At 49.5% G+C, this 16,023-nt stretch carries 12 protein-coding genes and 4 pseudogenes; 4 read left to right on the forward strand and 12 right to left on the reverse strand.

What is annotated here, in order from left to right:
- Nucleotides 1–307: 307 nt before the first annotated feature.
- The 3 genes from ACESYO_RS09145 to ACESYO_RS09155 are packed head-to-tail and all read left to right on the forward strand — an operon-like array spanning nucleotide 308 to nucleotide 4,304.
- Nucleotides 308–1,870, forward strand: coding sequence for an amidohydrolase (locus tag ACESYO_RS09145; protein WP_373209839.1), 1,563 nt, complete (start codon nucleotides 308–310; stop codon nucleotides 1,868–1,870).
- A 3-nt stretch (nucleotides 1,871–1,873) separates the two neighbouring features.
- A complete protein-coding gene (locus tag ACESYO_RS09150) occupies nucleotides 1,874–3,409 on the forward strand; it encodes a Na+/H+ antiporter NhaC family protein (protein WP_058965522.1) in 1,536 nt (511 codons plus the stop codon).
- Between the two features lie 37 nt (nucleotides 3,410–3,446).
- Entirely contained in the window at nucleotides 3,447–4,304 is an 858-nt protein-coding gene (locus tag ACESYO_RS09155; protein WP_058965521.1) for a sugar phosphate isomerase/epimerase family protein, read from the forward strand.
- A gap of 622 nt (nucleotides 4,305–4,926) precedes the next feature.
- Here the strand turns inward: ACESYO_RS09155 and ACESYO_RS09160 are convergent.
- From ACESYO_RS09160 to ACESYO_RS09175, 4 genes and pseudogenes are all read right to left on the reverse strand, one after another.
- On the reverse strand, nucleotides 4,927–6,024 hold the full coding sequence (locus ACESYO_RS09160; RefSeq protein WP_373209840.1) for a restriction endonuclease: 1,098 nt from the start codon (nucleotides 6,022–6,024) through the stop codon (nucleotides 4,927–4,929).
- A gap of 126 nt (nucleotides 6,025–6,150) precedes the next feature.
- Nucleotides 6,151–6,984, reverse strand: a pseudogene (locus ACESYO_RS09165) (HNH endonuclease); the annotation flags it as partial.
- Nucleotides 6,980–7,708: pseudogene (locus ACESYO_RS09170) on the reverse strand (relaxase/mobilization nuclease domain-containing protein); the annotation flags it as partial. The pseudogenes ACESYO_RS09170 and ACESYO_RS09165, both read right to left, overlap by 5 nt.
- A complete protein-coding gene (locus tag ACESYO_RS09175; RefSeq protein WP_373209841.1) occupies nucleotides 7,680–8,078 on the reverse strand; it encodes a plasmid mobilization protein in 399 nt (132 codons plus the stop codon). The pseudogene ACESYO_RS09170 and the gene ACESYO_RS09175, both read right to left, overlap by 29 nt.
- Between ACESYO_RS09175 and ACESYO_RS09180 the strand changes: the two genes are divergently transcribed.
- Nucleotides 8,059–8,649 (forward strand): hypothetical protein, encoded by a 591-nt coding sequence (locus tag ACESYO_RS09180; protein ID WP_373211254.1) that lies wholly within the window; start codon nucleotides 8,059–8,061, stop codon nucleotides 8,647–8,649. The two genes, ACESYO_RS09175 and ACESYO_RS09180, sit on opposite strands and share 20 nt — an antisense overlap.
- A 107-nt stretch (nucleotides 8,650–8,756) precedes the next feature.
- Here the strand turns inward: ACESYO_RS09180 and ACESYO_RS09185 are convergent, their stop codons facing one another.
- The 8 genes and pseudogenes from ACESYO_RS09185 to tnpC all read right to left on the reverse strand — a co-directional run.
- Nucleotides 8,757–8,969, reverse strand: a complete 213-nt coding sequence (locus ACESYO_RS09185; protein ID WP_183776472.1) for a helix-turn-helix domain-containing protein — start codon at nucleotides 8,967–8,969, stop codon at nucleotides 8,757–8,759.
- The gene (locus ACESYO_RS09190; RefSeq protein ID WP_373209843.1) at nucleotides 8,962–9,384 is read right to left on the reverse strand and encodes a sigma-70 family RNA polymerase sigma factor; all 423 of its coding nucleotides are present in this window, start codon (nucleotides 9,382–9,384) and stop codon (nucleotides 8,962–8,964) included. The genes ACESYO_RS09185 and ACESYO_RS09190 overlap by 8 nt, the downstream gene beginning before the upstream one ends.
- Nucleotides 9,385–9,450: 66 nt before the next feature.
- The gene (locus tag ACESYO_RS09195) at nucleotides 9,451–10,854 is read right to left on the reverse strand and encodes an MATE family efflux transporter (RefSeq protein WP_204898478.1); all 1,404 of its coding nucleotides are present in this window, start codon (nucleotides 10,852–10,854) and stop codon (nucleotides 9,451–9,453) included.
- Nucleotides 10,851–12,215 (reverse strand): MATE family efflux transporter, encoded by a 1,365-nt coding sequence (locus ACESYO_RS09200; RefSeq protein ID WP_373209844.1) that lies wholly within the window; start codon nucleotides 12,213–12,215, stop codon nucleotides 10,851–10,853. Before ACESYO_RS09200 ends, ACESYO_RS09195 begins: the two co-directional genes overlap by 4 nt.
- 58 nt (nucleotides 12,216–12,273) lie before the next feature.
- A complete protein-coding gene (locus ACESYO_RS09205; RefSeq protein WP_205151839.1) occupies nucleotides 12,274–12,795 on the reverse strand; it encodes a nitroreductase in 522 nt (173 codons plus the stop codon).
- Between the two features lie 223 nt (nucleotides 12,796–13,018).
- A pseudogene (locus ACESYO_RS09210) lies at nucleotides 13,019–13,147 on the reverse strand (Maff2 family mobile element protein); the annotation flags it as partial.
- Between the two features lie 182 nt (nucleotides 13,148–13,329).
- Nucleotides 13,330–15,024 (reverse strand): annotated as a pseudogene (locus ACESYO_RS09215) (ATP-dependent nuclease); the annotation flags it as partial.
- 76 nt (nucleotides 15,025–15,100) lie between these two features.
- Nucleotides 15,101–16,023, reverse strand: a 923-nt coding sequence (gene tnpC, locus ACESYO_RS09220) for an IS66 family transposase (protein WP_373209845.1), incomplete at its 5' end; no start/stop codon positions are given.

The raw sequence follows: 16,023 nt of genomic DNA on the forward strand, positions 1-16,023 counted from the left end.
TTCCATTCGTCCTGACCCGAGGAGTTGGTTCATCTGAAATCGGCCAAAGCAGACCAATTTTTGGCAGCCTGAAAGATTCCGTTTTTCCTTTCTGTGTCATCCTCCAAAAATGATTTTAACACCTTGAAATGACCGAATGCCCATGCTATCATTTGGTCAAATTCAGGACAGCGTGTCAGGACCAACACCGCCTGAAATACATAACACACCGGGCTTACCACTTCGGATTTTCTTGCAAAACATTGCGCGGTACGCTGACCACTTCATTCCAGCGTCCGTTAGCAAAATGCTAAGGAGTGACGTAAGTATGGCAGAACATACGCAGATCGTGCTGAGATCCAACTGTATCTTCGACGGGACTGGCGCAGAACCATTCTCCGGATATGTGGTTATCCGGGATGAGCGTATTCTGCAGGTTGTACAGGGAGATCTTCCCTCCGAATTGGCCCATGGCTCCACCGTGTACGAACTGGGGAACCGGACCATCTGCCCCGGCTTTGCCGACGCGCATACCTTTTTTACCGGATGGGCGCTGAACTATCTTGGCGTGGACCTCTCCCCCGCTACAGACAGCAGTCAGATCGGTCAGATAGCACTGACCTATGCCAACAGCCTTCCACCTGAGAAACCGGTGTGGGGGCATGGCTGGGACCCGACCATTGTCACCGGCGGACCTCAGAATCTGGACCGTATTTTTCCGGACCGTCCCGCCGTGCTGTTTGCCGCAGGCGCTGAGACTTTCTGGATCAATAGCGCAGCAATTCAGCGGTACGGCTTTGACAACAGCGCCGACTGCAATGAGGTCTTCTGGCGACTGATGGAAGAGTTTCTGGCCGACCATGCCTTCTCCAAACCGTTGTTCCAACATTATATGCAGATGCTGAACCGTCAAGGTGTAACCTCGGTCAAGGAGATTGGCTATGATACCTTCAGCACCTTCCCGGAGGTGCTGGAGCAACTGGAACGGGACAACGCTATGACGCTGCGCGTGCACTTTATGAGTCAGCCCGTCAAAGAAGGCGCAAATCTGGATTACGCACGCCGGATGCGGCAGCGGTTCCAGGGTGAGTTCGTCCGATTTTCCGGCTTTAACCGCATGACTGACGGCTCTATCAGCCAGATGTGTGGATATCTGAAACAGCCTTATCGCTGTGCACCGGATACACAGTGTGCTCAAGAAATCGACTGGGCACTGATCGAGCGCGAGGTGCTGCAGGCCGACGCGGAAGGCTTCCGTTTTTCGCTGAACTCACAGGGCGACGCCGCTGTGGCGCGCGTGCTGGATATTTACGAAAAATGCTGCCGAGATTCCCGAGGAAAGGTGTGTAACCGGCATGCCATTACCGAAGCGGAATTCAGCGATCCACAGGACCTGGAACGAATGGGCCAATTGGGTGTAATTTGCGAATTTTATCCTCAAATTCAATCCATCGCCGACCGTGCGGGCAAGGTGGGTATGATCGAGGAAAAGCTGGGCACTGAGCGCGGGGCTGGTTACTGGAATCGGCGCAAAATGGCGGACAGCGGCGTCTTGCTGTGCTGTGGCACCGATCTTCCTCTGGTCATTGATGACATCCCACAGTCCTTGTATCACAGTGTCACCGGAAAATTTCCTGAAGGTGGCGAGCCCTTCCACCCGGAGAACACACTGACAGTTAGCGAAGTATTACAGGCCTGGACAAGCGGCGGCGCATACGATATGTACCGTGAAGGGGACACCGGTACACTGGCGCCGGGCAATAAGGCAGACATCGCCGTTCTTGACGCTAACGTCTTTGCGATGCCTATCGATGAGGTCCGTAAGGCCAAGGTCTGTCTCACTTTGGTGAACGGCGCCGTTGTATACGACGTCTGGTCTACGGAGGGATAAGCCTTGACATCTGTATACGCGGGGGCACTTTCCATTCTTCCTCCAGTTCTGGCTATCGTACTGGCTCTGCTCACCAAGGAAGTTGTCTCCTCTCTGTTGATTGGTATTTTGTCCGGCACGATTATTTATGCAGTAATGGCGGAGCTAAATCCGGTTGTAGCACCAATTCAGATCATGTTCGACATGACAATACAAACTGTGGACCTATATATCATTCTGTTCTGTTGTCTGCTGGGGGCCCTGGTCCACGTCGTCTCCATGGCTGGTGGCTCCATTGCTTACGGCAACTGGGCCAGCCGCAAGCTGAAAAGCAAGCGCTCGGCTATGCTGGCCACCGGGTTGTTGGGCTGCCTCATTTTCATCGACGATTACTTCAATTGTCTTACTGTCGGCACCGTCATGCAGCCAGTCACTGACCATCACCGAGTTTCCCGGGCGAAGCTGGCTTATATCATCGACAGCACTGCTGCCCCAGTCTGCATTATCGCCCCCATTTCCTCCTGGGCAGCAGCTGTGGGCAGCAATCTGCGGGATACCGCCGCCTTCCCTAGTGATTTTGCCGCATTCTGTGCTACTATTCCATACAATCTCTATGCGCTGTTGACCATTGTTACCGTAATCGTTGTTTGCTCTGCACACCTGGATTTTGGTCGGATTGCCCAGCTAGAAGCCCGTGCTGAACAGACGGGCGACTTGGGTGTGGTGAATTCTTCCGCTCAGGAACTCCCTCAGGGTAGCCGCCAGGGTCGAGTATGGGATATGTTACTCCCTATCGGCATGCTGATTCTTTGCTCGATCCTAAGTATGCTTTACAGCGGTGGCTTTTGGGGGACAGACCCTGCCTTCTACGGCAACTTTCCCGCGGCGTTGGGCAACTGTAACGCTGGCCAGGCTCTCACCTGGGGTGGATTTGCAGCGTTACTTTGTGCCTTTGTGCAATTTGTTCCCCGTGGGTTGATACGCTTTCGTGACTTCATGGACGGCGTGACCAAAGGGATCGCCGCCATGGTTCCCGCCATCATGATTTTGGTCCTTGCCTGGACCATCAGTGGTGTTTGCCGAGACCTACTGCAAACAGATGTATTTGTAAAAAACATCATGGCAGCCAGCAACATTCCCGGTGCAGTTCTTCCCGCACTGATTTTTGTGGCAGCAGCCTTCCTGAGCTTTTCCACCGGAACTGCTTGGGGCACCTTTGGAATCCTGATTCCCATTATCATTCCAGTGGCAGCTACTCTGAGCCCAAATCTGGTCATCGTTTCTCTGTCGGCCACTCTGGGTGGAAGCGTTTTTGGCGATCACTGCTCTCCTATTTCAGACACAACCATTTTGTCCAGTACAGGTGCTGGCTGCAATCATCTGGAACATGTGACTACCCAACTGCCCTACGCTCTATTGGTAGGCGCCTGTTGCATTGTCGGCTATCTGGTAGCAGGATTCACCAATGGCAATCTACCGTTGATGCTTCTAACCAGCCTTAGCTGCTTGCTGACCACCCTTTTTATTCTTCATCGCCAAAGTGTATGTTCTTCCCTATAAGATACTCATTTCATTTTGAAAAAGGAGAGGTTGCACCATGTCTGTCATCACATTGGATCAGCTTGCCGTCATGAGCGTCCAGTATGTTCAGTACACCTTCGATTATTTCTTGGATTCCATGGATCGATGTGGCATCCACAATATCGATTTATGGGGCGGAAGCCCCCACTTTTGCCGCTTGGACTACCCCTGGGGTCCCGCTGCTGCCCGCCGCATCCGGGAGTTGCGTCGGCAAATTGAGGACCGTGGAATGAAGGTCGTAATCTATACGCCTGAAACCTTAGGCTACCCCTTCAGCTACAGCTCTCCTGACCGCGCTCTTCGGGACCGAACACTGGATTACATGGAAGCCAGCATGGAAGACGCATTGGAATTCGGCACGGACAAACTGTTTTTAAATACTGGCTGTCACCCCCGTAACTTAAACCGGGAAGATGGCTGGGCACGAACGGTAGATAGCCTCCAACAGTTGGCACAACGTGCGGAACGGATGGGCGTTACCCTAATGCTGGAACAGCTGCAACCCTATGAAAGCAACCTGTTGTTGAACCTGGAAGACATGAAACAGATGCTGCACCAGGTTGATTCCCCTGCGCTCGCGACCTGTGTAGATCTGGTCGCCATGGAGGTAGCCGGAGACAATCTAGAAAGCTTCTACCAACAACTGGGTAACAAAATCCAGTGGATTCATTATTCTGACAGTCATCACGAAATTGTTGGTTCCGGTAACTTTGGTCGTAAAAAACTCGAAGGCTATATCCGTACACTGGAACATTTCGGGTATAGTGGCTGCATCGATCTTGAGATCAACGACTCCATCTACTGGGAGGATCCTCACACATCCATTCAGCAATCGGTGGAATATCTGCGTAATTTTCTGCCTGAAAGGCAATGAAAGCAGCTTTTGAACAGCAATACCGCGAGAGCCTTGTGCACAACACTTCATATATTTTCTCCCTTTGTAATATGTGAAGCACATAAAAAACAGAACCCTCTGGAAATTCAGAGGGTTCTGTTTTTTATTACGCATCCGCGATTTCTTTTGTAACTCACCGATCCTCAAAATATCTTGGCGGGTGTTTAAAGCTGCAGCGCAAATATATATTTTGTTATAACACCGATTATTATATTATCAAATTATCCCCCACTATCAATCCCTCCAATCTCAAGGCATATCACATTTCCGCAAGCGCACTTTGCAGCATTTCTTTATACCCTAAGGTCATTACTTATGGTATTCCTGGATACCTGCAGCGAATACTCTTCTTTGAGGATCTTCATCAGCTCAGCGGTTGATAGTGTATGTTCCGCATCGGTGTGTTGAACCAGGTGTTGATATAAATACAGAATTCTAAGCTTCGTGCCATTTTCCATAGTACTTCTTCCTATAATGGTTACATCAAAATGGACATTCCTTTTTGATGAATTTTATTGCCATAAATTTAGAATCCACATGCGCTTTCATTCCATCGGGAGATTTAGCCTCAAAGCTAACACTCCCGATGTTCTGGTATATATTACAGTGTATTCATTATATTCAACAGATTCTGATAGTCATTCACGACACTATACCGCACTTTGCTATTGGACATCTCATTGAACAGCTTTTTGGCGCAATCGGTTTTGGCCTTCTCGATAGGGCGCAGATCGAAACTTTCCATACTGCCTTTGGTTTCTGCCACAAAGAAGATGTGTTTCACCGTTCCCTCGTGGAAAGCAATGGCCCAGTCTGGGGAGTAATTGCCCACCGGGGTGGGAATGTGGAAGCCCTTGGGCAGTTTGGCATAGACACACACTTCTTCTGCGGCGTCCATGGCCTTGGCGAATTTGCGTTCGGTACTTTCCTCGGCGATACCGTCCGTAAATACATAGTCCTGAATCGCTTTATTGGCGCGGAAAGCCTTATCGAAATCGTGGGCACCCTTTTCCGCAACGAAAATCGTGTTGTCATACTGACCGTCGATTTGGTTGTAGGTTATGTGGTCAACAATGGTGTTGGCCTTCTGCTCGTTGATGAGCCGGACCACCTTTGTGATGAATTCTTCCGGGTTGTTCTTGAACATTTGGAACTTGTCCGCGCGCAGCCCTTTCAAGATATTCACCACCGTCCGCCGAGTGAGTACCGTTCCTTGCGCGATTTTGCCTACCAGGTCATATTTCAGATGACCGGAATGCGCCTGTCGCAATGTTTGTGTGCGGGTGCGTTCCCGACCAAAAGAATCACCGCGCTCCAGTTCATGCTCGTTCATTTCGTCCTTCTGGCGGCCTACCGTTGTGGTATACTGCAGCTCGGACACAAACAGCTTGTTGTTGATGTGATCCACGGACTTCTGCACCAGCTCTGCGCTGTTGAAAGAAACCGTGTAGGCATATTTGTGGTTGATTTCTTTCCAAAGGGCCTGAAATTCCTTTTTGGCAAAGTTCTCGTTCAGCGGGTTCTCTTTCACCTTGGTCTCGTGTCCGTCGGTGAACATATCCGTCAGAACCTTTTCGTCATACACAGACTGAATCAGCTGATGGATGCCCTCTGCCATGGGAGCCAGTTCTTCCGGCAACGGCGCAACTGTCCCCATCTGGATATCCGCACGGTATTTGTCCGTGACTTTCCGCTTCATATCTACATACTGATTGCTGATGAGTAGGGTAAGAGCCCAGCGCCTTGCCATATCGCTATGGCAGGTTTCCGAGAACTCCCCTCCGAACCGGACTTACACCTCTCGATGTATCCGGCTCTCCAGATGTTAGTCTAATTTCCCAGCGTGTAACTTATCGTGACAGTCAATACAGAGTGCCATTGTCTTGCGCTTACGCCCAATCATGGCGATTTCCCATTGTTTTCTGCCGCTCAAGTCTTTGAGTTTTCGTACATGGTGTATTTCAATTGGTACATTCTCTGCACCGCACCACTCGCATTGGCTCGCTTTCAGCCGCTTTATCAGGCTATTGCGTCCATAGTTCTCAAACACTCTTGCAATCACATCGGGATTGCCGCTTTCCACTTTGGTATCACGGCGAAACCCGTTGTTGTAGAACAGCACCTTTCCAACCTGGCCGTTTTTCTTCGGATACTCCACAACAAAATTTTTCCCTTGACGGTACTTGCGGATAATTCTGCTGATTCGTGTCCGATATTTTCCAGCAAAGGTTTTGAGCATACTGTATCTCATTACATAGTAGAAGTTATTGAGTACAGACACATTGTTTGCGAGCCGGTAGTAGTTGTACAATCCACGAATTTCTGCGTTGTACTGGTTTAGGATTTCCAAATCGTCCAGGTGCATCAGGCGGGTACGCCGGACAGGTTCCCAAACCTCCTTATTTCCGTTCTGTTTGTCATAGTTGATTTTGAGGGCCTGATAGGAGAGCAGCTGCTTGACCCACTTATTATGGGGGACATAGAGCATGACTTTTCCATTGCTTACCCGTCTGGTAGCCCCGGTTTTGGTCTTTTTGTTGTGTTCGCCTTTGGCGATTGTAACTTCATATCCCAAGAACTTCGCAGAGTCATGTCCATGAGTAATCAATGTCTTTTCCTCGGACATTTCCAAATGGAGTCTCTCCCGGATAAAGCAACCTTTCCTTGTTCGTTTCAAACTTGGTCTGCCGGGGCGTGATACCGCCTGCAATCATGGGGGCGTTCTGCTTGTCCAGCGCGGCCTGCCCCTTTTTCTGCGCCCAATACTCCCGGTCTGTGACGCGGTTCTTGCTGCCGTTCAAGAGGTCGATTTGGTAAAGCCCCTCCCGGTGGCACATCTCCATGACTTCGGACTTGAAGTAGCGCAAGGCCGCGTCGGTACAGCGGTGCTTGCAACCGGCCTTTGTGTCGGCTGGCCTGTCCATATAGGGCAGGAACGGCACTTCCTCAATCCGCAGGCTGTTAATGACGATATGCACATGGATATTGCCGCTGTGGCTATGGCCGTCCGGGTGGGTGCATACAAGGGCCTGGTGGCCGGGGAAATGCTCGGCGCAAAACTTCTCGCCCAATGCCTGCGCCCGGTCTACGGTCAAGCCATTGTCCGGGCCGTCCCGTGGGTCAAAGCTGATGATATAGTGGTGGCTTTTCACATCTTCCCGCAGCTGGTTTTTCCCGTAGCGGAGATTTGCCCGCATACAAGCAACGGCAAAATCCTCCCCGCCGCAGTTCAGCGTGGACAGCCGGTAGTCCTCGCGGGGGATAAGCCTGCCGGTTTCATCAAGGACGGGCTTCATGGTAAACTCGTCATGCTCAAAAAGCAGGTATTGTTCGGCGGCTCCGTAGTCGGCATTTTTAGAGTTGATATGCTTGAGTGTTGCCAACCGCGTCACCTACTTTCTGTAAGACTTCATACTTGAGGGCGGCAAGGTCGGCTATGGCGTCGCGTACCTCGCCGGAGAGGGCGTTGTAGGGTGCGCCGTACTCGTTCAGATACCGGGCTATCTGGTTGAGGTTGCCACCGATTTTGCCGTACTCGGCTGTAAGTTTCTCGACAGCGGAAAGCAGCTCGTCATTGACCGTTGATATATGGATAATAGGGCGTATAGCGGTGCGCCGTATCGCCTGCCGGAGAAATTCGGACTGGCTGATACCATAGGGCGCAAGCCGCGCTGTGAAGTCGGCGTATTCTTCTTCGGACAGCCGGGTTTTCACAACGCGGCTGCGGTGGGGTGTGTTGTATCGCTTCGGCATGGGCTGTAAACCTCCTTTCACTTATCACAAAAAATTCTCTTATCTGTTAGCTATTTCCGAGGCGAAAGTGAGAAAAAACTTTTCGCCGGTCGGAAATATTTTTGCGGCGCAAGCCGCCATAGCAGGGTTTGGGGAAGGCACTCCCCAACAAGTTTCCCGCGAGGGGCAAAACCGCAGAATTGCGGATTTTGGCACCGTGGTAGAAACTTGCTCTAAGTTTGCCGCAGACTGCCCCTCTCCGGGTTTTTCCGTACATAGAGCGAACGGGGCGGGGCTTTCGGCCCGCTGTTCGCAAACTTTTTCCTTTCCGCTAAAGATACATTTCAAAGGCCGCCAGCTACCCGCTGGACAGGGATTTTCTCAAATTTTCTTTCGCTTCTGTAATCCGGGCAACAGGATTTTGGCAACCGGCGGGGCAGAGAATTTTTCCTTTCACTCCTCACACCACCGCGTTTTGAAATTTGCCAAACAGGGCGGGCAATTTTCTCTTTGCTTCTTACTACGGACAAAAATCAAAAATGCCAAACGCCGGGGCAGGAAAATTGCTCCCTCACTTACTACTACAATCTGAATAGGGCAAAATGGCCGGAAACGGAGGCAGGCAACAAAAAAAGCAGCAAATCTTTTTCAAGACTTACTGCTTTCGCTGACCGCCGGTGGGCGGCAGGTATTCAGTTTTTATGGCTCGTCCGGCGGATAGTCAAACCGGAACTTGAATTGACAGTCAATTAGTCGCTGTTTCACATAGTCCTCCACCTCGGCATTGACCTGTCCGTTCACTTTGGAGAAATAGCGGATATATCCGGCGTAGTGGCGCAGGACGGCGTTCACGGCTTCCGGGTCGCCCTCATGGGCTTTGACGATTGTTTCATAAGGGAGCAACTTACTCATACCGGCACACCTCCATTTCCTCGCGCAGCCGCCGCAAGGCAAGCTGGATATGCCGCCCCGCTGTGCTGCGCGTCCGGCCGATATGTGCGCCGATCACTCGCTGCGGCTGGCGCAGGAAGTAGTAGCGCAAAATCACTTCCTGTGTCTGCTTTGGCTGGGCGGAGAGCGCGGCGGCAAGAGCGGCGTTACAGAGCAGGACGGTCTGGCCGCAGACGGTAAAGGGGTATTCCTCGTCCGGCTCCGGCCCGGCAAACTGGACAAACTTCTCGTCCATCAGATAGTCAAGGGAAATTTGCCGCTCCCATTTCCGGCGAAGCTGCAAAATCTTATCGCGGGCAGCATAGCGGATTACTGCCTTACAAAAGGCGTTGTGCTTGCGCTGGATGTACTCCTGATAGGCTTCAAAGTCGGTCATGGAAATTCCCCCTCTCTGAATAATAGTGCGGGGCGGCAGCACTCCTTGCTGTCGCCCCTTGATTGCCTATCTGCAAAGGCGGGCGGGGCTGTCAACGGCGGCGCGTATGCGCCGTTCATCTTGACCGTTGACTGGCTCGGCTGGCTTTGCTATTACCTTGCGGTAAACGTAAATGGATATGATCGCAGTAATCACTTCCGTGATCCAAAACGCATTCCAGACGCCAACCGCTCCGAGAAACCTGCTGAGTAAAAACGCAGCCGGGATGATTACCACTACATACCGGCAGAGAGAAATCAGTAAGGAGGGCGTGCCTTTCCCCAGCCCCTCCAATGCGCCGGAAGAAGTAACAGAAACCGCCGAGACGATAAATCCGGCCCCGATGATGCGCAAGGCAGTTTCCCCGGCCTGGATCGTCGCTTCCGTGTGGGTAAACAGCCCTATCAGCTGGCCGGGGATCAGCAGACATATCGCGGTTCCAAGCACCATAATGATACCGCTCATGCACAAAACAATCTGATAAATCTGGCTGACTCGTTTGTGCTCCCCTGCACCGTAGTTATAGCCGATCAGGGGGCGCATCCCCTGCACAATGCCATTCGCCGGAAGATAGATGAAGGTCTGCAATTTGTAATAGATCCCCAAAACCAGAATATACACTTCGGAATAGGCAGCTAAAATCGCATTGAGCGCCGAAATCAAAAGAGACGGAAGTGCAAGATTCAGGGTTGCGGGAATGCCGATAGAATACAGCTTGATGACCATCTTTTTGCTGGGCAAAATGTACTGCCTGCGGATATGCACGCGAATTGGCCGCAAAAGATAGACTACAAGGTAAATCGCCAGTGTCAGAGCCTGTCCGATGCCGGTTGCCAGCGCAGCGCCTTCAATTCCCATTTCCGGGAATGGGCCATAGCCAAAAATCAGAACGGGGTCTAAGACGATGTTTGTGATGCACCCGCACATCAGGCTGATCATGGTTGTCTTCATGTTTCCTACTGCCTGGAACAGTTTCTCAAACGCCATGCTGACGGTAACAATGAGCGTAAAGGCGAACGCAACGATAGAATAGCGGACGCCAAGTTCAATGACCGCTTCGGATGAAGTGAACATCCGCAGGAAAACCGGCATGATGGCGATACAGCAGACTGTCATAACAACGCCATGAATCACGGCAAGCACAAGTCCCTGCGTGGCGGCCTGATCCGTTTTTTCATGATCCCCCGCGCCCAGATAGAAGGCGATCACTGCATTGATCCCAACGCCAAATCCAATTCCGGCAGCATTGATAAAATTTTGAACCGGGTAAACCAACGATAATGCCGTCATAGCCTCCTCGCTGATCTGCGCGACGAAAAAACTGTCCACAATGTTGTAGAGGGAATTGACCAGCATGGATAACACCATAGGCAGGGACATGGATAAAATCAGCGGTAATACCGGCTTTTCTTTCATGAAAGTATCGTTCATAATTCCTCCTTCGCAGAACACGCTATGATTTTTTTACGGTGATACCAGGCCATCATTATGAGAGCAACGAGCAAGGTGCCGGTTTCCGCGACAGGGAATGCAAGCCAGATTCCGTTCAGATGGAACCATTTGTCCAGACACCATAGGGATGGAATAAGGAAAAGCAGTTGCCTGCATAATTGAATTGCCATGCTGGAACCTACTTTTTCTGTGGCCTGAAAATAGGTGGAAATCATAGTAGAAAGGCCGCAAAACAGATAGCTTGTCGCCATAATCCGCATAGCGGATATTCCAAAAGAACGCATGGCTTCCGATGCCGTAAACAATCCCAAAATCTGCGCCGGAAAAAGGATGACAGCCAACGTCCCCAGTATCATCATGCCGGTGACCAAAGCAGTTCCGTATCGGAAAGCGGAATGCAGCCGTTCGCTGCTCCCTGCGCCGTAGTTAAACCGCATGACTGGCAAACAACCCTGGATTAAGCCATTTACCGTCATAACAATCAACTGCTGCACCTTAAAATATGCACCGAAGAATGCAATCGCCGTATCAGAATACGCCACCAGAAACAGATTGACGAACGTCACCATAAACGAACTGAGGGCGTTCATAATAAAAGATGGCAGGCCAAAGGCAAAAATACGGCGGATCATCTGTTTCTGCAAGTGAAAGCCTTTGATTTTTATCTGCACTTTTTGCTTTTTGTCCAGCAGCAAAGCAAACGCCAAAATCATGGACAACAAATAGCCCGCAACAGTAGCCACCGCAGCACCGCGGATTCCCATAGCCGGGAAAATACCAATACCAAAAATCAGGATGGGATCGAATACAAAATTGACCACCACGCCCGCAATCTGAAACCACATGGGAGCAATCATGTTCCCGGTGGCCTGTATCATCTTCTGGATTGCGATATGCACCATATTGGGGATTTGCATGAACGAACATACGCCCATATAGGCAATGCTCAACTGATAGATTTCTTCATTACTGGTGAATGCCCGAAAGTAGGGTTTCATAATCAGGAATGACAGAAGGTTGAGCAAAGCACCTATTCCAAAGGCCAGTAACAATCCGTGTGTGACGGTGGTATTTGCTTCATCCTGCTTTTTCTGTCCAAGATACCCCGCAATCAGTACATTCACGCCGACACCAATCCAGATAGACGCCGCATTCATCAGTGTTGTAATCGGGAATGACAGAGAAACAGCCGTCAGCGCATTCTCACTCAGCCGCGCTACAAACGCGCTGTCTATCAGGTTATAGGAATATTGCAGGAACATGGAGATCAGCGGCGGTATCGACATTTGCCAAATGAGCTTTCCAACGGGCGCAACTGCCATTTTATTACTGGTCTGCATACTTTCCCTCCTCTCCACAAAGTGTCCGGCGCAAAAAATTGCGCCGGACAGCAGGTTATTAAATCCGAACAATATAGTTTTGTTTGCGTGCTGCGGGCTGACCGGCTTCCTTGGCTGGATAACCCAATGCAATCGCTCCGACGCCACGCAAGGTTTCCGGCAGCTTCCACTCCCGCAGGAGAGCCTTACCGCTTTCACTGTCGAAAATCTCACGTTCCCGATGTACCCATACGGTTCCCAGCCCAAGAGCATGGGCGGCGAGCATCATATTTTCAAGGACGCAGCTTCCATCCTCTACAAAGGTGTTTGCGGAGCCATCTGCCAGAACCAAAATCACGACAGGCGCGCCATAATAAGGGTCTGTATTGTTCCCCATCACTTCTGCGTTTAACCTGGCGATTTCCTGCCGGTATTTGGGGTCTGTGATTGCAATGATGGTAGGGGATTGACGTCCTCCGCCGGTAGGTGCATAAGTCCCGGCTTCCAGTACAGCGTCCAACGCCTCGGAAGGGACAGGTTGCGGTTTGTAAGCCCGTACACTACGGCGCGTCTTGATCAGAGATAAGAAGTTGTTTTCCATAAAAAATCATCCTCCATTCTGTCAACATTTCCGAGATGCAGGCAACAAAAAAGCCACACAACTATCACAAGACAGTTGTGTGGCAAAAAGATGACCGAATCCGGAAAAGTCCACTCAATTTTACGTCTATTATTATAACGAGCTTTCGGGAGACTGTCAAGCATCAATCTTTACGGAATTGTGGCGGCTGTCTGTTGCTTTTTGTGTTACTTTATGGCACATGAGCATTTGCGCCGGGGTTATCGTTGCCGTAACCTTCCAGCAGGTTGATTGCACCCCAGATGCCGAGACCGGCACCCAGTGCTACGACGAGAGCCTGCAATACGTCAACTGCGCTGTTGAAAAATGCCATAAGTTTGTCCTCCTTGTTTTGCCCGTTTCCGAAATGTCGTATACGGATAAACGAGCTTCTTGTAATGAAAATGCGGATACAAAAAGCCCTCCTCGAAGCTGCATGTACACCTGCAGCCCGAGGAGGGCAGAAAATATCCCAATCATCAGCACCTTACTAATAACTAGGATATGTAACAAATATTATTTGAGTAATTGATGTAAATCTTCTTGATATAATTCGGAAGACATAGATACTAGCAAAGAAACGTCTTGCCTTGCTTTCTGCAATTTGTTCTTCATTATTCCAATTGCTTTTTTTCCATGTATATAGCGCTCGGGATTCTCAGAATACATTTGCTGGGATTTCTCCACAATTTCTATGGGGCTACTTACATGCCGAGGATTATCACTTGCCTCCGCATCATTCTTCAGTAAGTGTTTTGATAGCTTATCCAAGCTTGTTCTTTTTACAATAGAATCATTAACTACCTCATCAAGCATTTCTTTGATTTCTGATTCAGATAGTTTTGGATATTGAACCGCAATATGTTTCTCGTTTAAGAACAGAGCCTCCACATCAGTTCCAGGAGTAATCCATACATGAATCTCCTTTTTTTCAAAAGATTCTTTAAATTTTTTCACTTCCTGGTCGTCCAGATAATCTCTGTCTCTATGCACGATAATTTTAATATTTGGCATATAGCTTTTTAAGAATTGCCGCAAAAAAGCTACGCTATCGACTTTCCCACATCCTAAATACGGGATAATCTTACACTTTTCAAGTTCGAATCCCGAGGCTTCGAGAATACTCTTTAGATAAGTCTCCCTATCAACTCTTGCGTCCTCTGTGCAAATAACCCACTCGATATTGGGATTAGACAAGTCACAAACATCCATAGCCCCAAGATCCAGCATTATCTGAACTAAGTCGCTTTGAACAGCATCTTCATTACCATTAATTTTTTTATTAAGAGTACCATTTTGCATCCAAAAAAATGATGCAATATCTCTTGCCTCATCTATTATATGGCGCGAGTGCGTAGCAATCAGTACCTGCATTCCGGTTTCTAAAGATATCTCATCGAGAAGTGAAACTAGTATTCTCTGATTATTAGGATGTAAATGCGTATCTGGTTCGTCTAAAATCAGCAACGGCGGATTGAAATAGTATACGTATGACAAAATCTGCAAAACCTGTAGTGCACTAGTTCCCATAGCATCAATTGGCAACTCTATCATTTTGCCTTCTTCATCTTTTGCTTTAACATGCACATCGATAGTTTCATCTGCCTCTGGAGAAAACTTCACTTCAATAACATATCCTGAAAAAAAGCGTTGCACTGATTCCGCAAATTTCTCCCACGATGAGCTCTTTTCCTTCAATAGTAGCAAAACATTTCTCAGATATAAATTAGAATCTCCTCGAGTTGCAGATTTTAAAACAACGGCTTTAGTTTTAAATTCTTCACTTATAGATATTCCTGACAATCCTGGTGTGTATACGCAAAATGGAGTTTTTGTATCTTTAAGTGCTGGCAGCAAATTCGATACAGACATTGCTATAGCTAAGTTGCGATTTTTTCCTCGTTTGATTGAAATAGTGGTTTCCTCTGTTTCAGTGGAAAACGTTATATCTGCACCAACTGATTGAGTTAGATTTCTGTCATGAATTAATGCTTCAAGTTCACGTATAGGAAGATACAAAAAGGATGAAGCATCAGCCGTAAAAGACTCACTATCGCCTGTGCTATTTCTTCTGATTCCAACACGAGATCCCGTTTGAGCTGTGCCAATTGCGAATTGAACAGCTTGTAAAACACTAGATTTTCCTGAATTGTTTGCACCGACAAATATATTTATCCGATCCAACTTAAAAGTAGTGTCACTTATCTTTTTAAACCCTTTAACGTAACCGCTCCATAATCCCCCGTAGGGTAAAAGAAAAGAGCCCCGAAAAAGGGGCTCGGAAGGTTTAAGACTCCTTCAGTCTGCAATATGCGGGAAGATTGTCATCCCATGGGAGCAGCGAGATCAGTTGCTCGTCAGATGGATTTTCGCCCAGTTTGGGCAGCTCCTGCAGCAGGAACAACAGATAACCAAAGGGATCCAGGCCATTGCGCCTGGCCGTTTCCATCACGCTGAAACACAGGGCGCTGGCATCGGCCCCTTTGGCTGTATCGCAGAACAGGAAGTTCTTGCGGGCCATCACGAAAGGCTTCACGGTGCGCTCGGCAAGATTGTTGGTCAACTCCAGGCGGCCATCCAGAAGCACGGCGTTCAATGCCTCTTTCTGGTTGAGGGAATAGGTTTTAGCCTTGCTCAGGGCAGTACCCTCTGCGGCCTCGAAGCTGTCCAGCAGCGCCCAGTATTGCTCCAGCAAGGGTCGAAGATTTTCCTGCCGCAAATCAGACCGAGCCTGTGGCGTTTCGTCCTTCCATGCCTGTTCCAGAGTAAACATCTCCTCAATCAGCCGAAAAGCCGCTTCGGATTTGCTGTCCTGTACCGGTTTACCATCCACAAAGCAGTCCACCCACTTGCGCCTTGCATGGGCCCAGCAGCCCACATGTGTCACTGAATCCAGACAGTGGTAACCCGAATAGCCGTCGGTCTGGGTGTAGCCGGAGAAGCCCTGTAGCATCTCCTTTGCCACCCGGCCTGAACGGCTGGGGCTGTACTGGTACAGTGCGATTTTCTTTTCGGCAGAGCAGAACACCCACATCTGGGACATCTGTTTGGATTCCCGCCCATCTTCTTTCAGAACATGGACGCGGGTTTCATCCACATTCACAATGTCCTGCCGCAGCAACTCCCTGCGAAGCAGCTCATACAGCGGCTTAAACCACCGGGAACTGCGGATCACCCAGTTTGCCATGGTGTTGCGGCGCAGATCCACGC

It is taken from the genome of Allofournierella massiliensis (assembly GCF_964241245.1).
GTDB classification, from domain to species: Bacteria; Bacillota; Clostridia; order Oscillospirales; family Ruminococcaceae; genus Allofournierella; species Allofournierella massiliensis.